16 protein-coding genes are annotated in these 22,246 nt (G+C 77.0%); 7 read left to right on the top strand and 9 right to left on the bottom strand.

All coding sequences use genetic code 11. The features are described from left to right. Positions 1-43: 43 nt before the first annotated feature. Together BLT72_RS18930 and BLT72_RS18925 are read right to left on the bottom strand one after the other, a co-directional pair. On the bottom strand, positions 44-2,836 hold the full coding sequence (locus tag BLT72_RS18930) for a hypothetical protein (protein WP_091414835.1): 2,793 nt from the start codon (positions 2,834-2,836) through the stop codon (positions 44-46). Positions 2,837-2,924: 88 nt separating this feature from the next. Further along, positions 2,925-5,309 carry a Kelch repeat-containing protein gene (locus BLT72_RS18925; RefSeq protein ID WP_091414833.1) on the bottom strand — a complete coding sequence of 795 codons (2,385 nt, stop codon included), beginning with the start codon at positions 5,307-5,309 and terminating at the stop codon, positions 2,925-2,927. A 180-nt stretch (positions 5,310-5,489) separates the two neighbouring features. Here BLT72_RS18925 and BLT72_RS18920 point away from each other — a divergent pair, with 180 nt between their 5' ends. The 3 genes from BLT72_RS18920 (at position 5,490) to BLT72_RS18910 (ending at position 9,714) form a co-directional block, all read left to right on the top strand. Further along, the gene (locus BLT72_RS18920; protein ID WP_091414830.1) at positions 5,490-7,202 is read left to right on the top strand and encodes an aldehyde dehydrogenase family protein; all 1,713 of its coding nucleotides are present in this window, start codon (positions 5,490-5,492) and stop codon (positions 7,200-7,202) included. A 33-nt stretch (positions 7,203-7,235) separates the two neighbouring features. Further along, positions 7,236-8,171: a quinone oxidoreductase family protein gene (locus BLT72_RS18915; protein ID WP_091414828.1), complete on the top strand. Its 936-nt coding sequence runs from the start codon at positions 7,236-7,238 to the stop codon at positions 8,169-8,171. 160 nt (positions 8,172-8,331) lie between these two features. Further along, positions 8,332-9,714 carry an ADP-ribosylglycohydrolase family protein gene (locus tag BLT72_RS18910; protein ID WP_197677095.1) on the top strand — a complete coding sequence of 461 codons (1,383 nt, stop codon included), beginning with the start codon at positions 8,332-8,334 and terminating at the stop codon, positions 9,712-9,714. A gap of 118 nt (positions 9,715-9,832) precedes the next feature. Here the strand turns inward: BLT72_RS18910 and BLT72_RS23380 are convergent, their stop codons facing one another. Together BLT72_RS23380 and BLT72_RS18900 are read right to left on the bottom strand one after the other, a co-directional pair. Continuing rightward, positions 9,833-11,278 carry a hypothetical protein gene (locus tag BLT72_RS23380; protein WP_157720567.1) on the bottom strand — a complete coding sequence of 482 codons (1,446 nt, stop codon included), beginning with the start codon at positions 11,276-11,278 and terminating at the stop codon, positions 9,833-9,835. Between the two features lie 143 nt (positions 11,279-11,421). Then, positions 11,422-12,732, bottom strand: coding sequence for a hypothetical protein (locus tag BLT72_RS18900; RefSeq protein WP_091414827.1), 1,311 nt, complete (start codon positions 12,730-12,732; stop codon positions 11,422-11,424). Between the two features lie 188 nt (positions 12,733-12,920). On the opposite strand from BLT72_RS18900, the gene BLT72_RS18895 reads away from it, so the two are divergent. Then, a complete protein-coding gene (locus BLT72_RS18895) occupies positions 12,921-13,292 on the top strand; it encodes a DoxX family protein (protein ID WP_091414825.1) in 372 nt (123 codons plus the stop codon). Between the two features lie 76 nt (positions 13,293-13,368). Here BLT72_RS18895 and BLT72_RS23190 read toward each other — a convergent pair whose 3' ends face one another. Continuing rightward, positions 13,369-14,934: a helix-turn-helix domain-containing protein gene (locus BLT72_RS23190; protein WP_157720566.1), complete on the bottom strand. Its 1,566-nt coding sequence runs from the start codon at positions 14,932-14,934 to the stop codon at positions 13,369-13,371. Between the two features lie 108 nt (positions 14,935-15,042). Here BLT72_RS23190 and BLT72_RS18885 point away from each other — a divergent pair, with 108 nt between their 5' ends. Together BLT72_RS18885 and BLT72_RS18880 are read left to right on the top strand one after the other, a co-directional pair. Next, positions 15,043-15,726 (top strand): hypothetical protein, encoded by a 684-nt coding sequence (locus BLT72_RS18885; RefSeq protein ID WP_091414821.1) that lies wholly within the window; start codon positions 15,043-15,045, stop codon positions 15,724-15,726. Further along, positions 15,723-16,913, top strand: coding sequence for a hypothetical protein (locus BLT72_RS18880; RefSeq protein WP_091414819.1), 1,191 nt, complete (start codon positions 15,723-15,725; stop codon positions 16,911-16,913). Before BLT72_RS18885 ends, BLT72_RS18880 begins: the two co-directional genes overlap by 4 nt. Here the strand turns inward: BLT72_RS18880 and BLT72_RS18875 are convergent. Then, positions 16,891-17,388 carry a PaaI family thioesterase gene (locus BLT72_RS18875; protein WP_197677094.1) on the bottom strand — a complete coding sequence of 166 codons (498 nt, stop codon included), beginning with the start codon at positions 17,386-17,388 and terminating at the stop codon, positions 16,891-16,893. The two genes, BLT72_RS18880 and BLT72_RS18875, sit on opposite strands and share 23 nt — an antisense overlap. A gap of 87 nt (positions 17,389-17,475) precedes the next feature. After that, entirely contained in the window at positions 17,476-19,281 is a 1,806-nt protein-coding gene (locus tag BLT72_RS18870; RefSeq protein WP_091414817.1) for a gamma-glutamyltransferase family protein, read from the bottom strand. A gap of 149 nt (positions 19,282-19,430) precedes the next feature. Between BLT72_RS18870 and BLT72_RS18865 the strand changes: the two genes are divergently transcribed. Next, entirely contained in the window at positions 19,431-20,531 is a 1,101-nt protein-coding gene (locus BLT72_RS18865) for an arabinan endo-1,5-alpha-L-arabinosidase (RefSeq protein WP_091414815.1), read from the top strand. 24 nt (positions 20,532-20,555) lie between these two features. Here BLT72_RS18865 and BLT72_RS18860 read toward each other — a convergent pair whose 3' ends face one another. Beyond that, on the bottom strand, positions 20,556-21,341 hold the full coding sequence (locus tag BLT72_RS18860) for an MIP/aquaporin family protein (protein ID WP_091414814.1): 786 nt from the start codon (positions 21,339-21,341) through the stop codon (positions 20,556-20,558). A gap of 113 nt (positions 21,342-21,454) precedes the next feature. Then, positions 21,455-22,135: a hypothetical protein gene (locus BLT72_RS18855; RefSeq protein ID WP_197677093.1), complete on the bottom strand. Its 681-nt coding sequence runs from the start codon at positions 22,133-22,135 to the stop codon at positions 21,455-21,457. Positions 22,136-22,246 lie beyond the last annotated feature (111 nt).

The following is a 22,246-nucleotide window of genomic DNA, read 5'->3' as shown; positions in this document are numbered from 1 at the left end:
GCTGCAGCGCGCACTCGATCTCGCCGGCGCGAGGGGCCGGCCCTCAGTCGTCGTCCCGGATCGTCCCGGCCACCGCCCGCGGCCCGACCACGGTGGCGTTGAACACCTCCCCGAGCTGCAGCCGGAACGTCTCGGTCGGCTCGGCGACCCGGTCGTCGACCAGGGGCACCTCGATCACCCCCGTCGCGCGGCCGACGTCGACGAAGCCGAAGGTCCGGGCCGGCTCGCCGGGCTCGCCCTCGACCTGCCAGTCGGACCCGCGCACCGCCGTCCCGGGCAGGACCACCGCGTCGACCGCGACGCCCGCGTCGCTCGCCGCCGACAGGGTCAGCGGGAACCGCAGCACGCCGGCGCCCTCGTCGGCGGTCGCGGCGCCGACCCGGAGCGTCGGGGCCGGGTCGTCGTCGAGGACGGTCGCCTGGCCGGTGTTCGCCCCGAGCACCGCGCCCGCGGGGGACGACAGGCCCGCCAGCGCGACCTGGTTGAAGCCGTCCCGGTCGTTGCCGAGCACCGGGACCCTGACGGTGAGCTTCGTGGTGCCGGCCGGGATCCGCACCCGGCCGGTCCGGCGGGGGATGACGACCGACTCGGCGGGCGGCGGGATGAGCTCCCCGCTGTCGCGGAACGCGCTCCACTCGACCGTCACGTCGCGGTCGCTGGCCCGGGACAGCACCGCGGTGAACCGGGCGGCCGTCGTGACGCCGGTGGGGCCCTCCGCGACCCGGGGGGCTCCGACCAGCCGCAGCGACGGCAGCCGCACGGGCTTCGACGTCCCGCGGGTCGAGCGGGTGAAGGCCACGTCGCTGACGTAGACCGCCCCCCGTGGCTTCCGGTCGGTGACCAGCTCGACCGCGCGGACGTCGCGCAGGTCCAGGCCGCGGAGCTTCCCGACCGGGACCCGCACGGTCCGCAGCTCCGTCCGGGGCAGGTCGCGCCCGGCACCCGGCAGCGGCTTCAGGGCGTCGCTCACAGCGCCCACCCGGACCCGGACCGACCGGCCGCGGCCGTCGACCACCCGGACCGTCAGGTCCTGGGTGCCGGCGACGCCCGGATCAGGGGCCGCCAGCAGGCGGAGCGCGTCGGCGCGGCGGACGTCCCGGCGGCCGGCGGCCAGCGGGAGCCGGACTGCACCTGTCGCCGTCCAGCGCAGGTGGCCGACGGTGGTCCCGGGCGGGTTCCCGACCAGCGGGGACGCCGACCAGGACGACGCCGTCAGCAGCTCGCGACTGCAGGCCGCCCGCCCGCGCGCCGTCGTCGGCACCGGGTCGGGCACCTCGCCCGGCTCGGGGTTGACCGGCTGCAGCCCCGCGCACAGGGTGAGCCGGGCGCCGCCCGACGCCGTCAGCCCGACGGGCAGCACCCGGTTGAGCGGGGCCACCTCGACCCGGTCGGGCGCGGGCGCGGTGTAGGTGGTCCGGACCACGGCCCGGCCGGCGGACCTCGCCCGGGCGCCGGTGCCGTCGAAGAGCGGCAGGAAGCGGGTCTCGCGGCCGACGGCGGTGCGGAAGAAGCCGGTCAGGTAGGCGCGGCCGGCGGCCCGCTGCTCCGCCGCCGTCAGCCGGTCCGGGTGCCGGGCGTCGCACGGCGACGCCGGGTCGTCGGGCTGGGAGTCGTCCGTGCCCTCGGAGACCGAGCCCGGCGACCACTCGGTGTTGAAGTAGTTGTGGTTGGCCCCCAGCATCAGCACGCCGGTCTTGACGCTGCGGTCGCCACCGGCCGCGCGGCGGGTGTCGTCCAGGTAGTGCTGGCCCTGCAGGTCGGCGACGTCGCCGTCGCAGTAGGGCAGCAGGACCCCGGTCGAGACCCCGGGCACGGTCAGCCGGGCGAAGTCGGTGGGGGCGATGAGGAACAGCCCGACGATGCCGTACGGCTTCGCGCGCTGGGTGTTCATCAGCGCGGCCCGGGCCACGCCCTCGCCGCCGCGCGAGTGCCCCATCAGCCCGACGCGGTTCAGGTCGACGCGGCCGCGGAGGAACGCCAGCGCGCCGCTGCCCCCGCCGCCGCGGCGGACCAGGTCCAGCGACGCCAGCACCAGCTCCCCGCGCGCCCGCTGGCCCGCGTCGAGGTCGGCGTTGCTGTAGACGTTGACGCCGTTGGCGCTGAGGGAGGCGACGACGTAGCCGCGGCTCGCCAGGGAGCGCGCCATCGCCGCGTAGCCGAGGTGGTTCGGCACCGGCTTCTCGCCCCGCGGGCACGGCCACACGCTGAGGTCAGGACCGAACCGCCCGCCGTAGCAGGCGCTGTGCATCCCGTGCAGGAACAGCACGACCGGGCGCCTCCCGGACGCGCCCACGGGCAGGTACACCCGTCCCCGCAGCTCGGTCTTCTTCCCGCCCAGCGCGGCCAGCGCCAGGGCCCGGTCGCCGAGGTCGTAGTCGCGGGTGCGCACGGCGTAGCGCCCGGTCGCCGCTGGGTCGTCGGCCAGCACCGGCCCGGTCGGGGCGCCCCAGCCGCCTGCCCCCGCCCCCGCGGCCCGGCGACCGGCCGCGGCGCCCCCGTCGCTGGCCCAGCCCAGGGTCACCGACGTCGCCAGCCGCACCCGCGCGTCGGTGGTGGTCGCGGTGTAGGTGCGCCCGCCGGCCGCGGCGCGGGCCACGCCCACCCGGCGGCCGTCCGCCAGCAGCACGGGCACGTCGTCGCGCACCGGGACCGGTCCGTCGGCCCGCCAGGTCACCGTCCAGCCGCCGGCGGTCCGTTCCACCTCCCAGGCCCGCCCCGCTCGGGGTGCCGGCGGGGCCCCGGTGGCCGGTGGGGCGACCAGCAGCAGGGCCGTGGTGAGAGCGAGCAGGACCGCCAGGATCAGCCGTCCGCGGGCAGGACTCGACAGGGAGGACATGAGCCCCACCCTCCCGCTGGCCCGCCGTCCGCGGCAGGACCACTCGGAACTGTGCGGGCAGTGTCCGAGTCCCCGCCCGGGGGGACGCCTAGCTGCCCGTCCACTGCGCCAGGTTGTCGCTCGGCGCCCCGCCGGCGACCGGGAACTGGCCGCCGACCCAGAGTCCGTCGGACCCGCTGGGGGCGAGGGCCAGCGCCCAGCTGGCGCCGCGCTCCCCGTCGCTCAACCCGCTGCCGAGCACGCTCCAGCTCCGGGCCGCCGGGTCGAAGGTGGCGACCCGCGCCGCGGGGACGGCGCCGGCCCGGCTGAACCAGCCGCCCACGCCGAGGACGCCGGCCGTGGTGGTCAGCGCCGTCACCTGGTGGTCCGTCCCGCCGCCGCAGGTCTCCCACGAGCCGTCCCCGGCGAAGTGCCAGACGGCGAGGTTCGCGGCGGGGAAGCCGGGCGAGGGCTGGTCGCCCAGCGCCATGATGCCGGCGACGTCGAACCAGCCGCCGACGTAGAGGTCGCCGCCGAGGACGTGCAGCGCGTGCACCCAGCCGGGTCCGCCGTAGCGGCTCGTGCCCTCCAGCAGCCGGTAGCCGGTGAGCAGGTCGTCGGTGTGCTCCGCGGCGGTGTCGAAGAGGACCATCCCCCACAGGCCGTCCACGACGGTCGTGTTCTGGTCGAAGAAGCGCTGGAAGGTGCCGCCGACCACCAGGTAGCGGTCGTCGATCGCCGCCAGCGCCCGGACCTCGTCGTCGTAGCGGGGGCTGTTCCCGACCGCCGACCAGGACGACGTCGCCGGGTCCCAGCAGGCCAGGTGGTCCGCCCGCACCCGGCCGGCGAGGTTGAACGTCCCGCCGACGTAGAGCTTCCCGCCGAGCACCGTCAGCGCGTACCCGGCGTCGTCGAGGCCGTCGCCCAGCGGGAGCCACGCCGAGCCGTCCCAGCGGGCGATGTTGTTCATCACCCTGCCGCCCGCGGTCTGGAACGCGCCGGTCGCGTAGAGGTCGCCGCCGAGGGAGGTCATCGCGAACACCTGGCCGTGGCTGATCGTGGCCGTCACCCCGCCGGCCAGGGCGTCCCAGCCCTGCCCGTCCCAGCGCGCGACCGAGCGGACGGGCAGCTGGCCGGCCTGGTCGAACAGGCCGCCGACGTAGACGGCGTCGCCGTCCGGCACGAGCGCGGCGACCGTGCCGCCCCCGTAGGGGTCGGCGTTGACGCCCTGGCCGAACGTCCGCCACCCGGTCCCCGACCAGACGGCGCCGTGCACCACCCGCAGCGCGCCGGAGAAGACGAAGTCGCCGAGGACGACGACGCCGCCGTCCGGGGTGGCGGCCAGCGCGCGGACGACGTTGTCGACGCCGTCGCCGACGCCCGCCCAGGCGGTGCCGTCCCAGACCGCGAGGTGCTGGGTCGCGGCGTTGCCGACGGTGGTGAAGGACCCGCCCAGGTAGAGGCCGCTGCCGGTGACGGCGAGCGCGGCGACCTCGGCGTTGGAGCCGCCGTAGGAGCCGACGTCGCCGAGCGAGGCGAAGCCGTCCGCGCCCAGCACGGCCAGGTTCCAGGCGTGCACGTCGCCCGCCCGGGTGAAGCGGCCGCCGAGGTGGACCGCGCCGGTCGCGTCGTCGACGGCGAGCGCGTTGACGAACCCCTGCAGGTCGTCGTCCCGGACGCCGGTGCCGTACGCGGTCCAGGTCCCGCTGGCCGGGTCCAGGGAGGCGAACGAGGAGACCTCCGTCTGGCCGGCCCGGTCGAAGGAGCCGCCCACGAACAGCTCCGTCCCGCGCAGCGCCAGGGCTCGCACCTCGGACGGCTCGGTGGAGTAGCTGGAGCGGACCCCGCCACCGGGCTCGGACCAGCGGCCGGTGGCGAGGTCGAGCGCCGCCAGGCTGTGGCAGTCGACGTCCCCGGCCCGGGTGAAGGTCCCGCCGACGTAGAGCGTGGTCCCGTCGCTGGCCAGCGCGCGGACGGTGGTGCCGTAGCTGCGGTCGGGGTCGGTGGGGCTGCCCGGGACCGCGGACCAGGCCCGGCCGTCCCAGCGCGCCAGGTGCGGGCTGACGACCGTCCCGCCGGCCACGGTGAAGTCGCCACCGACGTAGACGTCGGTGCCGACGACGGCGATCGCGCGCACCGCCCCGTCCAGCCCGGCGCCCAGCGGGTGCCAGCCGTGGCCGTCCCAGTGGGCGATCCGCAGGTGGCTGTCGTTCGCCATCCCGGCCATGCCGTAGATGAAGTTGCCCCCGACGTAGACGTCCGGCCCGGACACCGCGACCGCGACGAGGTCCCCGGGCAGCGCGGGTGAGCCGAACAGCGGCGACCAGCCGGCGTCGGCCGCGGCCGGTCCGCCCGAGGCGACCGGCGGTCCGGACGTCTCGGACGGGGTCGCGCCCGCTGGGGCGGTGGTGGGCGGAGGTGCGGTCACGGGGGCGGCCGCCCCGGCCGTCAACGGACCCCGACCCAGCTCGACGACGGCAGACGACAGCTCCACGACAGTTCCCCCCCGGGCCTCGGCGACGGGTCGATCGTGCCGCACCGGCGACGGGCTTGGGAAGACGCAGATCGTGTGAACCGGCGTGGTGCAGTCACCTCGTCGATCCGCACGCTGGTGCACGGGACCGGCGGTCCGACCGGGGCTTGCCCGCCGTGCCCGGCGCTCCTACGGTGAGGGATGGCCCAGCTGAGCATGAGCGCGCCCGTCGCGAGCACCCGGGCGACCCCGGCCGCCGACCTCGACCGGGCGGTGGCCGAGCTGCAGGAGCGGGCCCGCCCCTTCGCCCGCCTCGCCCCCGGCGCCAAGGCCGACCTGGTGCGCGCCTGCCTCCCGCGCGTCGTCGCCGTCGCCGCCGCGTGGTCGGCCCGCGGGCTGGAGGCGAAGGACCTGCCCCCGACGGCGGCCGAGGAGTGGCTGGCCGGTCCGCTGCCCGTGGTCCGGCACCTGCGCCTGCTGGCCGACGCCCTCGACGTCGTGGCGCGCGACGGGCGGCCGCCGCTCGGCACGGGCCACCGGCTGCGGGAGGACGGCCGGGTGGAGGTGGACGTCTTCCCGGTCAGCCGGGCGGACCGGCTGCTCTACGCGGGCACGACGGCGCACGTGCTGCTGCAGGAGGGCGTCGACGTCGACGAGGCCCGCCGGCTCCAGGCGCCCTTCTACGCCGAGACCGACCCCGACGGCGGCGTCTGCCTCGTCCTGGGCGCGGGCAACGCGTCGAGCATCCCGGCCATGGACGTGCTGACGAAGCTGTTCAACGAGGGCCAGGTCTGCCTGCTCAAGATCAACCCGGTCAACGAGTGGGTGGGCCCGCTCCTCGAGCAGGCCCTGGAGCCCCTGGTCAGCGGCGGCTACCTGCGCGTCGTCTACGGCGGCGCCGACGAGGGCCGCCACCTGGCGGAGCATCCGGGCGTCGACGCCGTGCACCTGACCGGGTCGGCCCGCACGCACGACGCGCTGGTCTGGGGGCCGCCCGGCGCGGACCAGGACCGCCGGCGGGCCGCCGACGACCCGGTGCTGCGGGTCCCGATCACCTCCGAGCTCGGCAACGTCACCCCGGTGGTCGTCGTGCCGCACCGCTACAGCGACCCGGAGCTGGCCTTCCAGGCCCGCTACCTGGCCACGATGGTGGCGAACAACGCCTCGTTCAACTGCATCTCCGCGAAGGTGCTCGTCACCGCGGCGGGCTGGCCGCAGCGCGAGAAGTTCCTCGCCCTGCTGACCGGCTACCTGCGGGCCATCCCGACCAGGCTGGCCTACTACCCGGGCGCGGCCGACCGCTACGACGCGCTGACCGGCGGCCGGGACGTGCAGACCGTGGGCGAGCGGGTCGGCGGCCGGCTGCCGTGGACGCTGGTCCGCGGTCTCGACGCGGGCGCCGACGACCCGCTGTTCCGCACCGAGCCCTTCTGCGCCGTGCTGTCCGAGACGGCCCTGGGCGGCACGGACCCGGTCACCTTCCTGGCCGACGCCACGACCTTCTGCAACGACACCCTGTGGGGCACCCTCAGCGCGGAGCTCGTCGTCCCGCCGGCACTGCAGCAGGACCCGGCGGTGGCCCGCGCCCTCGACCGCGCGGTCCTCGACCTCCGCTACGGCAACGTCGCGGTCAACCACTGGCCGGCCGTCAACTACGCGCTGGTCTCGCTGCCCTGGGGCGGGCACCCGAGCGCCACGCTGCAGGACGTGCAGAGCGGGCTGGGCTGGGTGCACAACACCTTCATGCTCGGCGGCCTCGAGAAGGCGGTGCTGCGCGGCAGCATCCGGAGCCGCACGACCCCACCCTGGTTCGCCGACCTGCCCGACGCCGGCCGGGCGGGAGCCGACCTGGTGCGGTTCGAGGCCGACCCGCGGCTGCGTCGACTGCCGGGCCTGCTGCGCCACCTGGTCTGACCGGCTCCCGCGGTCGGGCGTTCAATGGGACGCATGGCGCGGCGGTGGGTGGCGACGGACTTCGGCGGGCTCGACGTGTTCCGGGCGGTGGAGGTGGACGTCCCACCCCCCGGCCCCGGCGAGGTGACGATCGAGGTGCGCGCGGCCGGGATGAACCCGGCCGACCACAAGCACGTGGCCGCCGGCACGGACCGGAGCCTGCTGCCCGTCCCCGTGGGCTACGAGGTGGCCGGCGTGGTCAGCGCGCTCGGACCGGGCACGACCCTGGCCTCGGGCGGCGGAGCCGTGGGTGACGAGGTGCTGGCGTTCCGGGTCGTGGGCGGCTACGCCACGGCGCTCACCGTGCCCGCGCGGGACGTCTTCGCCAAGCCCGCGTCGCTCGGCTTCCCGGAGGCCGCCAACCTGCTGCTGGCCGGGGCGACGGCGGCCGAGATGCTGCACGTCACCACGGTCGCGCCGGGCGAGACGGTGCTGCTGCACGGCGCCTCGGGGGCGGTCGGCGTCAGCGTCCTGCAGCAGGCGCGGCTGCTCGGGGCCCGGGTGGTCGGCACCTGCGGCCCGGGCCGCGACGACGTCGTCCGCCGGTTCGGCGGCGAGCCGGTCCGCTACGGCGACGGCCTGGCCGAGCGGGTGCGGGCGCTCGCCCCGCACGGGGTCGCCGCCGCCCTCGACGCCGTCGGCACGGACGAGGCCGTCGACGTCTCCCTCGCCCTGGTGGCCGACCGCGCCCGGGTCGTCACCATCGCCGCCCGGGACCGCGCCGAGCGGGAGGGCTTCCCGATGATCGGCGGGGCGATGCCGGCCAGCCGGGCCTTCCGGGACGCGGCCCGCGCCCGGCTGGTCGCCCTGGCCGCTTCCGGCGACCTCGTCGTCCCGGTGGCCCGGACCTTCCCGTTCGACCAGGCCCGGGAGGCGCTCGAGCTGCTCAGCAGCGGGCACCCCGGCGGGAAGCTGGCCCTGGTCCCCTGAGGGCGACTGTGCGCTGAGGGTTCCCGGCGGGGGTGGTCGAGCCACATGAGCGCACAGTCGCGCGCCCCAGGACCGTCGGCGGCCGCCGACCCCTTCACAGCCACGGCTCCCGCGGTGGACGATCGTGCTGCCCACCCGGCTCGTCGTCCAGGAGACCTGCATGCCCAGCGACACCCGCAGCGCCAGCCCCGAGCTCGGGGAGGCGTACCGGAACAGCGGCTTCGACGCCCTGCGACCCACCGACCTGCTCCACGACGAGGTCCTCCAACGCCGCGAGAGCGGCTACGACGTCGACGCGGTGGTCGAGCAGGCCAACGCCACCGACCCGGACGACCGGGAGGCCGTGCTGGCCCTCGTCGACGGCATGACCACCCTCGAGCGGCGGCGAGACTGGGCGTACGAGGAGCCCGACGGCCTGGCGGCGATCCGCGCCAGCCTGGAGAGGGTCCCCGCTGGCTCCGCCGCGCCGCCCGCCCGACTGACGGACCAGGTGCACGCCGCGTGGCTCGGCCGGATCGCCGGCTGCAACGTGGGCAAGCCGGTCGAGATGGGCTCCCACTGGACCGTCGAGCACATCCGGGACTACCTGGAGCGTGCTGGCGCCTACCCGCTCGACGACTACGTCCCGGTGCTGGACCCGATGCCGGCCGGGTTCGAGCTGCGGGACAACTGGCCCGACACCACGCGCGGCAACGTCGACGGCTCGGCCCGCGACGACGACATCGACTACCCGATCCTCGCGCTGCACCTGCTCGAGACCTGGGGGACCTCGCTGCGTCCGGAGCACGTCGGCGAGGCCTGGACGATGCTGTTCCCGCTGAAGCAGGTGTACACCGCCGAGCGGGCGGCCTACGTCAACCTGACGAACGGCCTCCGCCCGCCGGACGTGGCGACCCACCGCAACCCCTACCGCGAGTGGATCGGTGCGCAGATCCGCGGCGACGTCTTCGGCTACGTCTTCCCGGGCGACCCCTGGGCCGCCGCCGCCCTGTCCTACCAGGACGCGGCCCTGTCCCACGTCGGCAACGGGATCTACGGGGAGATGTGGGCCGCCGCCCTGGTCTCCGCCGCCTTCACCGCGAGCTCGGCTCGCGAGGCGATCACGGTCGCGCTGGGGGTCGTGCCCCCGCGGTCCCGGCTGGCCGAGGCGATCGGCCACGTCCTGCGCCTGCACGCGGACGGGCTCACCTGGGAGGCCGCCCTGGAGCAGATCCGCCGGTCGTACGGCCACTACAGCTGGGTGCACACCATCAACAACGCCGCCGTCGTGGTGGCCGGCCTGCTCTGGGGCGAGGGCGACTACATGGCGGCCCTCGGCAAGACCGTGATGAGCGGCTGGGACACCGACTCCAACGGCGCGACCGTCGGCTCGGTCGCCGGGATCCTCGGCGGCACCGCCGGGCTGCCGGCCCGACTGGTGGAGCCGCTGCACGACCGGACCCGCTCCGCGCTGTTCGGCTTCGACAACTCCCGGATCAGCGACCTCGCCGAGCGGACCCTCGCGCTCGCCACCGGTGGGCTCACCGCCGGCCCCGCGCGCTGAGCCGGACCGGCGAGGACGTTGCTCCGTCGTGCCGCGAGCACGCGGCACGACGCAGCAACGTCAGGTAGTCAGGGGACCAGCCATCCCGAGCGGGCTGGTCCCCCGAGGACGGGGCGGCTCAGCGGCGGCGGCGGAGCAGCGTCCCCCCGGCCACCGTGAACAGCAGGCCCCAGAGGGCCAGCGCCAGCAGCCACGGGCCCGCACCGGTGTGCGCGAGCTGGGAGCTGCTCGACGCCGGACCCGCCGACGCCGTCGCGGCGGCCGTGGTGCTGGCGGGGACGACCTGCTGGGGAGCCGTGGTGAGGTCGGCGGCGACCGCGGTGACCGTGGTCGGGGCTGAGTCGGCGCCGGCGACCGGCCGCGGGTCGGACCCGTCGCCCGGCGTCGTGCCGTCGTCGGTGCCGTCGTCGGGGCCGGTGCCGGTGCCCGGGTCGGTGCCGGTCCCCGGGTCAGTCCCGGTGCCCGGGTCGGTGCCGCCGTCGGGGTCGGTCCCGCCGTCGGTCACGGCGCCGCAGTCACCACCGTTCACGCGGAGGCAGACCGAGCCGTCGGTCACCCCGGGCACGTCGACGTCCACGTCGACCCCGACGCCCGGCAGGACCGGGACGGTCGGGACGGCGTCGGTGCTGCCGCCGGTGCAGCCGGCGGCGTTGAGCAGGACGCAGGCGCTGACGGGGAGGTCGAGGACCTCGGCACCGGCGTCGACGACCGCACCGGGGAGGGTCGGCAGCGTCGGGCCGGTCGGGCTGCCGTCGGTGCTGCCGCTGGTGCAGCCGGTGGCGTTGAGCAGGACGCAGGCGCTGACGGGGAGGTCGAGGACCTCCGCGTCGGCGTCGACGACCGCGCGGGGCAGGACGGGCAGCACGTCCCGGACGCCCCTGCCGCCGGCCGTCGTGCCGCCGGTGCAGCCGTCGGTGTTCAGCCGGACGCAGACGTCGACCGGCAGGTCGAGCACCCGGGCGTCGACGTCGGCCGCGGCCAGCAGGCGCCGGGGCGCCGCGACGGGGGCGACCTCGACGTCCGCCGCCGCCCGGACGGACGGCTTCGTCGTCCGGGGCTCCGGCGCGGGCGTCGGGCGGGTCGCCCGGGGCCGGTCGACCTCGGCCTTGACCGTGGCCTTGACCGCCGGGCGGACCGGCGTCCGCGGGGTGGTGGCCCGGGTGGAGCTCCGGGTGCCGACCGCGACCTTCGCGCGCACCGCCGGTGCGGCGGCCTTGACGACCGCCCGCGGCTGCTGCGGCCGGACCGCGACGGCGACGCGCACCGGGGCCGGACGCGCGGGAGCGGTACGTGCCGCCGGGGTACTGGGCCGGCTGACCGGCCGCGACTGCTGCGGACGGGGAGTGGCGGACCGGCCGACACGGACGTCGGCGCTGATCTTCAGGGGGCGGGACCGGGCCTCGCCCCGGGGCTCGGCGGACGCGCCGGTGACGGTCTTGACGACGGCCTCGACGTCGAGCAGGCCGGTGTCGTGCTCCTCCGCCTGGGCGGCGCCGGCGCCGGCGGCGAGGGCGGTGACGGTGAGGGCTGCTCCTCCGAGCAGCCGGACGAACCATGCGTTCATGGGGGATCTTCTCTCTGGGTCTCACTCGATGAGGGGGAGCGGACGCCGGCGGGTGGCCAGGCGTCCGGTGCGGCCGAGCACGGGCTCAGGTCGCTCGCTGCGCCCGCCAGGAGGCGGGGCAGCGCCGGGGGAGTGAGGAGAGGTCAGTCGGGGGCGAAGCCGGGGAGGCGCGGCAGGCTCCAGGCCCGCAGCCGTCCGGTCCGCAGGGTCCGGCGCGCGGCAGCGCCGGCCAGGGCGGCGAGGCCGCCGTCGAGCAGGGCGAGCAGGGAGACGCCGCCCCCCAGGCCGGTCGCGGTGCCGGTGGCCGCCGCGGTCGCCGCGCCGGCCGCCAGGCCGCCGGTCACCAGGCTGAGCCCGACGACGGCGCCCCGCTGGGAGGCGTCGTCCGCGACGAGGGTGCGGGTGACCGTGTCGGCCGCCGCCGCGAGGACCGGGACGGCCGAGCCCAGCAGGGCGGTCCGGGCCACGGGGGTGTTCGGACGGAATGCCGGGGCCGCAGCCGTCCGGGCCACCGTCACGGGAGCGGGGTCGGCGTCGCGCGCTGCCGCGGCCTGGTCGGATGACGGCGCTCGGCCGACGGCCGGGACGAGGGGCGTGGTGACCCCGGGCCGGGGGACGCCCGGCGTCAGGACCGGTGGCCGCACCGGGCCGAGCGCCGGCGGCAGCACCGGTCCGACGAGGGGCGGGAGCGTGGTCACCGGCGTCAGCACCGGGTCCAGGACGGGACGGACGACGTCGTCGACCGTGCCCAGGACCTCCGGGACCACGGGCAGCCGGTCGACCGTCGCCGACAGGTCGGCGGTGAGCTGGTCGACCGTGCTGACCACGGGGGCGAGCGGGAGCGCCTCGACGGCGCCGTCGACGACGGGTGTGCGGGTGACCCGGGCGACGAGGTCGGCCACCGGCCGCACGGGCTCCACCGCCCGCCGGACCACCGGGGCGACGGCCTTCGTCGTCACCGTGCGGGTGACGTCGGCGGGCTTCGCGGCGCGGACCGTCCGGACGGGCGTCGCCCGGGTGACCGGTGCCTTCGCGACGTGGGCCTTGGCGACGGGCGCCTTCGCGACGTGGGCCTTGGTGACCGGTGCCCTCGTCGGGCGCGACTGGGGAGCGCGCGGCTTCGGCGCCGGTGTCGCCGGGGTGCTGCGCGCAGGGGTCGGCGGTCGCGACGCCAGCCGCGCGGGGGCCTCGACGACGCGGCGGACGGTCCGCTGCACCGGCGCGGTGACCGTGCGGGTCGGCCGGGCCGCCACCTTCTGCGCCTGGGCCGGCACCGCCTCGACGGTGCGGGCGGTGGTCCGGCTGGCCTCCGACGTGGTGGTGCGGACCGCCCCGGTGACGGTGTCGGCGAGGCCGTCGAGCCCGCCGTCGGCGTGCGCGGGGGTGGTGAGCAGACCGAGTCCGGCGACCGCACCGGCGACGACCAGGCCGGCGCGGACCAGCCAGGGACGCAAGCCAGCAGGGACGGACCGGGGAGTCGTCACCGCGGGCCGCCACTCTTCTCCCCCGAGCAGGAGGGCGTCGATGACTCGAGGATAAGCACGGCGGCGGACGGTCCGCAGGCGTTCTCCTCATCCCGGTCCCGAAGTATTCCGGCCACGCCCGGGGATCGGTCCGCCGCCGGGTGCGGCAGGCTGGGCGGGTGACGACACCCCGCCGGACCGACCGCACCGCCCTCGGCCTGGCCGCCCTGCTGACGACGACCGGCGCGATCCACCTCGTCGACCCGCACCGCTTCGACCCGGCCGTGCCCGGCTGGCTGCCCGGCAGCCGGCTGGCCTGGGAGCTGGCCTCGGGCGTCGCCGAGCTGGGCTGCGCCGCCCTGCTCGCGCTGCCCCGGACCCGCCGGTTCGGCGGGGCCGCCACCGCGGCGCTGTTCGTCGCCGTCTTCCCGGGCAACCTCCACATGGCGAGCCGGGCCCGCTCGCCGAAGGGGCGGGCGATGACCCTGGCCCGGCTGCCGCTGCAGGTCCCGCTGGTGCTCTGGGCCTGGCGGGTGGCCCGGCCGTCCTGACCGGTCGGACGCCACCGGGCCCAGGGCCGCGCCGACGTCTGACCGGTCCGCCCGGCCGGTGGCAGCGTGCGACGCGTCAGCCCCGGCGCGGCTCCTGCCGCGTCCACCAGGCGGCGACGGCCGCCCGGGAGCGCGAGTCGAGCTTGGTGAGCACGTGGCTGACGTGGCTCTCGACGGTCCGCTCCGACACCCCGAGCCGGCCGGCGATCGTCGCGTTGCTGAGACCCTCGGCGACCAGGGCCGCGACCTCGCGCTCACGGGTGCTCAGCCGGCCCGCGCGGGGCTCGGCGGCCTCGACCAGCGCGGTCAGCTCGTCCACCAACGGCGCCATCCCGAGCCGTCGCGCGAACCGCAGCCCCGTCTCGGCGTGAGCCCGGCCGGACCGGGTGGCCGCGCCGTCGAGGCGGGCGAGGGCGGCGTGGGTGAGCGCCAGGTACGGCAGCGCGTGCAGCCGCTCGGTCCGCGCGAGCGCGTCGAGCAGCAGCCGACGGCCCTCCTCGACCTCGCCCAGCAGCACGGCGAGCCGGCCCAGCGCGTAGCTGACGGGTCCGGTGTAGGGGGTGCTGGCGTAGGCGCTGGCTTCCAGGTCGGACCAGGGCGCCAGCAGGTCGCGCAGGACGGCCGCCGTCGCCGTGTCCCCCAGCCAGACGCAGATCTCGGCGTGGCTGACGGTGGCGATCAGCCACTCCGGGGCCCGTTCCGGCATCTCCTGCACGTGCGGGGCGATCGAGCGCCAGAGCGCGGCACCCTCCTCCCGCCGGTCCGCGGCGCAGAGCAGCGAGCACAGCCAGGCGCGGGCGAAGTAGGGCAGCCCGTCGACGGCGTCGGCGACGGCACCCGTCGCCGCGTCGAGCGCGGGACCCCCGGTCAGCTGCGCCGCCGCCGCGACCATCACGAGGTGGAGGTGCCGGACGTCGCCGGCCCCGCCCGAGGTCTGGAGCGCGGCGTCGGCGCGGGCCACCGCCTCGTCGAAGCGGCCGTCCCAGAGCCGCTGCGCCGCCTCGGTGAGCTGCAGGTGCGCCGTCCAGGTCCGGCTGCCCAGCCGTTCGGCGGTCCGCGCCGCGGCGGCGAGCTCGGCGAGCAGGTCGACGCGGTTCCCCCGGACGGCGTGCACGTCCATCCGCCAGCGCCGCCCCCAGAGCGCGTACTCCGCGACGCCCGTCCGTCGGCCGAGGGCGATCCCCGACCGGCCCAGCGCCAGCCGCTCGTCAAGGTGCGCGACCCCGAGCAGCTCCGCGTGCCGGGCCTGGAGCGCCAGGAAGGCGCCCTCGGCGTCGGCCCCCGGCGCTCCGTCGTCGCCGTCCGCGTCGGGGTCCTCGCGCAGGAAGGGGTCGGCCGTGGCCACCAGCTGGGCGCGCAGCCGGGCGGAGCGGACGGGGTCGCGGCCGCCCAGCCGGGCCAGGGCCTCGGCGGCCAGGGCGTGCACCCGGCCGTTCAGGACCGGGTCGGGCGTGCTGCGCAGGACGGTCGCCGCGTCGGCGAGCCCCGCGGCGTCGTCGGCCTCCCGGCTGAGGGCAGCGAGCCGCAGGCAGTCCGCCCAGGCGTCCAGCAGGTCGCCCGCCCGGTAGGCCGCGCGGGCGCGGGCCAGGACGTCGGCCCGGAGACCGGCGTCCGTGGTGCGCTGCTCCGACGTCTCGGGCACGGTCGCCACTCTAGGGTCGACGCGACCCGGACGGATCCCCCTTTTCCGTGGTCCGCTGCGTGCTTCCACCGATGGCGGGAGGGTCGTAGCGCTCCTAACGTCGCCGTCATGACCACCTCCCCGTCGCGGACCCGATGGCCGCGCGTCGTCCCGGCCGCTGCTCGTGGTGCCGCGCCGGCGCCTCCTCCCGGCACCGTCCGGGCCGGCTGGTCCGGCGTCGTCGGCGGGCTGCTCGGCGCCGTCCAGGCCGCGGTCGTGCTGGCCTGGCCCGACCAGGTCGGGCCCGAGCGCTACAGCCACCCCTTCGACGCGGGCGGCTGGGTGGTCGCCCAGCTCTCGTTCGCCCTGCAGCACCTGCTGCTGCTGGTCCTCGTGCTCGGGCTGGCCCGGCTGGCCTGGCGGCCGCGTTCCTGGCTCACCCGGTCAGGCCTCGTCGTCACGGCGGTCGGGCTGGTGGTCCTCACCGGGTGCGAGCTGTTCGCGCTGACGGCCGCCTCGGCCCCGGTGGGCAGCCCGGCGGCGACGGCCGTCGACACCAGCTACGGCCTCCCGATGACCGTCCTCGGGGTGGGGCTGCTGCTGGCCGGGGTGGGGTCGGCCCGGCGCGGACCGCTCCCCGGCCGGACGCGGTGGCTGCCGCTGGTCCTCGGCGGCTACGTCTTCGCCGTCCTGGTGCCGGCGGTGTTCGGCACCGACCTGGCGGGCCGGCTGGCGATCGGCGGCTGGATGCTGCTGTTCGCGGTGCTGGGCTGGGCCCTCGTCCGGGTGGGCCAGGGCGCGGGCCCGCCGTGACCGTCGTGCGGCTCGGGCCGCGGCCCACCGCGCCGCCCGCCGAGGACGCCGCACCGTGGCGGTGGCGCCCGGTGCTGGTGGGCGCGGTGGTCGGGCTGGCCTGGGCCGCGGCGCTCCGCGGCTGGATGACCCAGCTCGCCGGCCCGGGCTCGAGCACCAGCTGGCTCGGCACCGTGGGCCTGGTGCTCCTGCCCGGCCTGGTGCTCGGTGGCCTGCTCGGCCGGGCGGACGTCCGGCGCCGGGCCGGGGCAGCCCGGCGCCCGCTGCTCGTCGCCGCCCCCGGCCTGATGGCGGTGGCCCTCGCGGACCCGAGGATCGCGCGGGCGCTGGTCGAGACCGGGCAGGGCGGCGGGGCGATCGGGGTCGTGCTGGTCGGGCTGGCGGGCGGCTACGCCCTCGCGGGCCGGGGACGGCGCGTGCTGCGGGGGGCGGCGGGGCTCGTCGCCGTCCTCGGGGTGCTGCTGGTCGGGGTGGTGACCACCGAGCTCTACCCGCTCAGCACTCCGCGCGGGGTCTGGGTCTCGGTGCTCGGCTCCGGGCTGGTGACCGTCTTCTGCCTGGCCTGCGCCCTGCCGCACGCCGGCCCGCCGCAGGCCCGGGCGTGGCGCCCGGTGGTGGTCGGGGCGCTGCTGGGTCTCGTCTGGGCGGCGGCGCTCCGGGTGCTGATGGCGCGGCTGGTGGGGGCGGGGACGACGACGACCTGGGTGGGGACGGTCGTCTGGGTCCTCGCGCCCGGGGCGGCGGTCGGCGCGCTGCTGGGCCTGGCCGAGCACCACCGGCGGACCGGCGGCCGCCGGCACGGGGGCTGGCTGGTGCTGGCCCCGCTGCTCTTCAGCGCCGTCGTGGTGGCCGGTCCGGTGCGCGACCCGACGGCGGTGCTGGCGGGCGGGATCGGGGGCGGGGCGCTCGCCGTGCCGCTGCTGGGAGTCGTCGGGGGCGTGGCCCTCGGAGCCCGTGGCCCGCGGGTCGTCCGGCTGCTCGCCGCCGCCGTCGGCCTCGCCGTCGTGCCCGTCTGGGTGCTGGTCGCCCCCGACGTCGGCGGCCCCGGGTTCGCCGTCAGCACCCCTCAGGGTGCGTGGGCGACCGCGCTCCACCTGTCCCTGCTGGCGACCCTGGCGCTCGCGGCCGCGGTCCCGCTGCGGCCGCCCGAACCGGCTCCGGCGCTCAGGCCGCCGGTGCCGGGATGATCAGCAGCGTCGAGGTGGCGTGGGCCAGCAGCCGACCGGCGGCGTCGAGCACCTGCGCCTCGGCCAGCGCCGTCCGCCGGCCCTGCGACAGCACCGTCCCGACGCAGCGGACGCGGCCCGTCCCGGCCGTGACCGGTCGGGTGCAGGTGACGTTCAGGGAGGTGGTGGTGTAGCCGACCCCGGCCGGCAGGGTGCTGTGCAGCGCGCAGGCCGTGGCACTGTCGAGCAGCGTGGCGAGCACCCCGCCGTGCACCGTCCCGAGCGGGTTCTCGTGGAACTCCGCCGGGTCCAGCCCGAAGACGACGCGGCCGTGCTCGACCTCCTCCACCTCGAACCCGAGGGTGGCGGCGACCGGCGGGCCCGGCAGGTCGCGACCCATCCGACGGAGCAGCTCCAGGCCGGTGAGGCCGGGCTGGCGGGTGAGGGCGGCCGGGTCCTCCCAGGTGTAGCTGCGGGTCCGGGCGGCATCGGTCACGGCGTCACCCTACGACCGGCGCGGGCGCGGTCCGCCGTCGCCGTCGAGGCCCCTCGGCCGGCGCCCACCCGGTCGGCGCCCGCCCGGTCAGCGCCCGACGGCGTACCCCTGGCCGCCGCGCGGGTTGGCCGCGGCGCTCAGCTCGCCCGTCGCCGGGTCGCGGACGACGGCGGACAGCCGGCCCAGCGTCCAGTCCCCGGCGCGCGTCACCTGGTGCCCGCGGGCCTCGAGACCGGCGATGACGTCCGCGCCCAGCCGGTCCTCGACGACGGCGCTGGCTGGGGACCAGGTCCGCGGCCAGAACGAGCCGGCCATCGCGCCGGTGTGCAGGCTGGGGGCGTCGATGGCCTCCTGCGGGGTGTACCCGCCGACCAGCACGCGGACCAGGTAGACCAGCTGCCACTGGTCCTGCTGGTCCCCGCCCGGGGTGCCGAGCGCCGAGACGGGGACGCCGTCACGGAGCAGCAGCGTGGGGGTCAGGGTGGTCCGCGGCCGTCGGCCGGGTCGCAGCACCGACGGTGAGGCCGGGTCGAGCCAGGCCATCTGCAGCCGCGAGCCCAGGCAGAACCCGAGCTCCGGGATGTGCGGCGAGGACTGCAGCCAGCCGCCCGAGGGCGTGGCCGCGATCATGTTGCCCCAGCGGTCGACGACGTCGAGGTGGCAGGTGTCCCCGCGCGTCTCTCCGGCCCTGGACACGGTCGGCTCGCCGACGCCCTCGGCGCCCGGGTCGGGGGAGTCGGTGGTCAGCGGCGCCCGGTGGGCGGGGTACCCGGGCACGGCGCCCGGGCGGACCTCCGTCGACGCCCGGTCGGTGACCAGGGCGCGCCGCTCGGCGGCGTAGCCGTCGGAGAGCAGCACGTCCAGCGGGACCGGGGCCTCCCCGGCGTCGACGTCGGGGTCGCCGTAGTAGGCGTCGCGGTCGGCCATCGCCAGCTTCAGCGCCTCGAGCAGGTGGTGCGCCCCGTCGACGGTCGACGGGTCGAGGGCCTCGTCGGGGTAGCCCTCGAGGATCTTCAGGGCCTGCAGCAGCACGGGGCCCTGGCCCCAGGCGCCCGTCTTGGCCACCGTCCAGCCCCGGAACTCCGCGGTGGTCGCCGGTTCCCACGTCGCCTCGTGCGCGGCGAGGTCCTCGGCGGTGAGCACCGCCGCGTGGTCGCGGCCGTCGGAGTGCCGGTGCGGCGCGGCCAGGAAGGCGGCCGCGGCCGTGCCCACCAGCCCCGTCCGCCACTCGGCCCGGGCGGCGTCGATCCGTGCCTCGCGGGTCGCGGCGTCCCGGCCGGCGTCGAGCATCCCGCGCAGCACCGCGGCGTAGGCCGGGTTGGTCATCAGCTCCGACGCAGGCCGGGGCCGCCCGTCGACGAGCCAGAAGTCAGCCGAGGTCGTCCAGTGCTGGGTGAACAGCTCATGCACCGAGGCCACGGTGGCGGCGACCCGCGGCACCAGCGGGTAGCCCTGCTCGGCGTAGTCGACGGTGAAGGCCCAGACGTCGGCGAGCTCCCAGCTGCCGTGGTCGCGGAGCAGCAGCAGCCAGGCGTCGACGGCCCCGGGCACGGCCGCCGCCAGCCCGCCCGCGCCGGGCACCAGGTCCAGACCCTCCGCCGCGAAGTGCTCGAGGGTGGCCCCGCGGGGGGCCGGACCCTGGCCGACGAGCACCTTCGGGGCCGGGTCGTCCGCGGTGACGACCAGCGCGGTCATGTCCCCGCCCGGGCCGTTGAGGTGCGGCTCGACCAGGTGCAGCACGAAGGCGGCCGCGACGGCGGCGTCGAACGCGTTGCCGCCCCGCTCCAGCACGGCCTGGGCGGTGGCGCTGGCGGTCCAGTGCGTGGTGGCGGCCATCCCGAAGGTGCCGCGCAGGTCGGGACGGGTGAGGAACGCGGGAGGTGGGGTGAACATCGGGCCCTGTCGGGTAGTCGGCCGCCGGCCCGGCCGGGTCGTGGCGGCCTCCAGACCTACCACGCGACGGCACGCGACCGTGCGCCGGTGGGCAGGGGTGATCATCGAGGCAGGGCGCCTGGTCGCCCCCACGTCTGCAGGAGGACACCATGCACCGTCGACGTCGCGTTCCCGCCGTGCTCGCCGCCGCCCTGACCCTGACCGCCGTCCTCGGCTGCTCCGGGACCGCCGCCCGGACCGGGACCTCGACCACGCCGACCGCGGGTGGGACGGCCACCCCCGACGCGGCGGCCGCAGCGGTCGCCCCCGCCGGCGACGTAGCCCCGGTGCACGACCCGGCGCTGATCGTGTCCGAGGGCGTCTGGTACGTCTTCTCGACCGGTCCGGTCCAGCGCGAGCAGGGGGGCACCGTCCAGGTCCGGCGGTCCCTCGACCAGGGGCGGACGTGGGAGACGGTCGGCCCGGTGTGGGACGCCATCCCCGCCTGGATCGACCGGCACTACGCGGGCGGCACCCTGCCGGACAACCTTTGGGCGCCCGAGGTCGTCGAGCACGACGGCACCTTCTACCTCTACTACTCGGCGTCGACGTTCGGGAAGAACGACTCGATCACCGCGCTGGCCACCAACCAGACGCTGGACCCGGACGATCCTGACTACCGCTGGGTCGACCGCGGGGCCGTGGTGACGTCGCCGCAGCCCTCGCTCGGCGGCGACGCCGACCTCGCGTTCAACGCGATCGACGCCGGCGTCGTCGAGGACCGGGACGGCCGGCCCTGGATGGCCGTCGGCTCGTTCTGGAACGGGATCTTCCTGGTGCCGCTGTCCTGGCCCAGCGGCAAGGCGGTCGCCGGCTGGCAGGACCGGACGGTGCACCTGGCCGAGCGGCCCGGGGTGGAGTTCGACCCGGTCGAGGCGCCGTACGTCGTCCGGCACGGGGAGCACTTCTACCTGTTCACGTCCTGGGACTTCTGCTGCCGGGGCGCCGACTCGACCTACAAGATCGCCGTCGGCCGCTCGACGTCGCTGCAGGGCCCCTACGTCGACCGCGACGGCCGGCGTCTGCTGGACGGCGGCGGGACCATCCTGCTCGAGACCCGCGGCGAGCACGTCGGGGCGGGTGGCCAGTCGGTGTTCGAGGACACGCTCGCCTACCACTACGACGACGGCGCCAACCCGACCACGCCCCACCTGCCCACCCTGGGACTCGGGACGATCCGCTGGGCGGAGGGCTGGCCCGAGCTGCGCTGAGCGCGGGCCGGACCCGGGTGCTGCTCAGCGGGCCGAGGCGACCGGCTCGTCCTCGGTCTCGTCGACGTCCGGCTCGGGGGCCTCGACGGGGGCGACGACCCGGTCGTAGACCACGGCGCCGAGGATGCCGCCGATGATCGGCCCGAGCACGTAGGACAGCAGCGAGGGGAACTCGAGGTTGAGGATCATCGGCCCGAGCGCCCGCGCCGGGTTGGCGGCCCCGCCGCTGACGGGCCCGGCCACCAGGACGCAGGCGGCCAGGGCGAAGCCGATGCCGATCGCCGCGCTGCCGGGCGGCACCCGGGGGTCGGTGGCCATCGCGGTGACGACGAAGACCAGCAGGAAGCCGATCAGCAGCTCCAGCAGGAAGGCCTGCGCGTCGCTCACCCCGGCGGCGGGGGCGGTGGCGCCGAGGTGGGCCTCGGACCGTGCCCGGTCGCCGTAGGTGGCCCACAGGGCGAGGGCGGCGAGCACGCCACCCACCAGCTGTGCGCCGAGGTAGGCGGGCACGTAGCTCCAGGGGAACTTGCCGGTGACGGCGAGGCCCAGGGTGACGGCGGGGTTCACGTGGCAGCCGCTGGTCTGGCCGAGCGCGCCGACGAGGGCGGTCAGGGTCAGCCCGAAGGCGAGCGCGATGGCCAGCGAGTCGTAGGCCGGGCCGGCCGTCTCCCGCTCCAGGAACGCGGCCACCGCCACGGCGGTGCCGACGACGACGAGCAGGAAGGTGCCGATCAGCTCGGCGAGGGCGGCCCGCGCCCTGTTCGCCTCGGGGTGCAGCCGGCGCCGGCCGGGGATCGCGGTGGTGGTCATGTCGGCTCGTCCTCCTGGGACTGGGGGATGGTGCGGTCCGGGGCCGGACCGCGGACGTCCCCGCCCGGGACCCGGACGGGGACGTGCGTGCGTCGGTGGTGCTGGGTCGGAGCTCAGACCTCGTCGTGCGTGGCGCGGTCGACGCGGCGGTGGTAGCGCATCCCGGCGAGGCCGCCGAGGACGGCGCCCAGCAGGGCGGCCAGCGCGACGGCGACCGCGGTGATGATGGCGCCCGTGGTCAGGTCACCCTCGTTGACCGGGATCCGCGGGAAGCCGTTCAGGTTGGCCAGCAGGTTGAACCGGTCACCGGCGATGGCGCCGAGGACCGCGACGACGACGGCGATGATCAGGGCCCAGAGCCAGACGCCGATGCCCTGCTTGGCGCCGTTGAAGCGCGCCATCCGGCCGGCGACGTAGCCGCCGGCGAGGTAGGCGATGAAGATCACCACGAGCAGCACGATGCCGCCGACGAGGCCGATGGTCCGGGCGTTGTCCGTGGCCTGGCCCGCGTCGACCCGCTGGGTGAGCCCGACCCCGGCCCCCACCGCCGAGAGCAGCGCGGTCAGCAGCAGGGCGGTGCCGGTGGCGGTCAGCCAGCCGAAGAAGCACGACCCGAACTTCATGCCGCCGAAGCGCTCCTTCTGCTGCCGCACCACCTCGCGGCTGCTCGGCCCGCCGGCGGTGGTGCCGGCGGAGGCCGCACCGGTGGTGCCGGCCCGGGTGCCGGTGTCGCCGTCGGCGCCGCGGTTCGTGTCCTGGTCGTGCCCGGACGGGGGGGTGACTGCGCTGCTCATGGTTCCTCCAGGTGCTGGTGCTCGCCGCGTCGTGTTTACGGCGTAAACCCCTGTACCCCGAAGCGCTCGTCGGCAACCAGGACGACCGGTTGTGACGATCGTGTGAAGGTT

It is taken from the genome of Friedmanniella luteola (assembly GCF_900105065.1).
Taxonomy (GTDB): Bacteria; Actinomycetota; Actinomycetes; order Propionibacteriales; family Propionibacteriaceae; genus Microlunatus; species Microlunatus luteolus.
This window is presented reverse-complemented; position numbering and strand designations above follow the sequence as displayed.

Bases quoted from the DNA above. Each gene is read 5' to 3' on its own strand.
- BLT72_RS18930 (WP_091414835.1), bottom strand. From the start codon at position 2,836: ATGTCCTCCCTGTCGAGTCCTGCCCGCGGACGGCTGATCCTGGCGGTC.
- BLT72_RS18920 (WP_091414830.1), top strand. From the start codon at position 5,490: ATGGCCCAGCTGAGCATGAGCGCGCCCGTCGCGAGCACCCGGGCGACC.
- BLT72_RS18915 (WP_091414828.1), top strand. From the start codon at position 7,236: ATGGCGCGGCGGTGGGTGGCGACGGACTTCGGCGGGCTCGACGTGTTC.
- BLT72_RS18910 (WP_197677095.1), top strand. From the start codon at position 8,332: ATGCCCAGCGACACCCGCAGCGCCAGCCCCGAGCTCGGGGAGGCGTAC.
- BLT72_RS23380 (WP_157720567.1), bottom strand. From the start codon at position 11,278: ATGAACGCATGGTTCGTCCGGCTGCTCGGAGGAGCAGCCCTCACCGTC.
- BLT72_RS18885 (WP_091414821.1), top strand. From the start codon at position 15,043: ATGACCACCTCCCCGTCGCGGACCCGATGGCCGCGCGTCGTCCCGGCC.
- BLT72_RS18870 (WP_091414817.1), bottom strand. From the start codon at position 19,281: ATGTTCACCCCACCTCCCGCGTTCCTCACCCGTCCCGACCTGCGCGGC.
- BLT72_RS18865 (WP_091414815.1), top strand. From the start codon at position 19,431: ATGCACCGTCGACGTCGCGTTCCCGCCGTGCTCGCCGCCGCCCTGACC.
- BLT72_RS18860 (WP_091414814.1), bottom strand. From the start codon at position 21,341: ATGACCACCACCGCGATCCCCGGCCGGCGCCGGCTGCACCCCGAGGCG.
- BLT72_RS18855 (WP_197677093.1), bottom strand. From the start codon at position 22,135: ATGAGCAGCGCAGTCACCCCCCCGTCCGGGCACGACCAGGACACGAAC.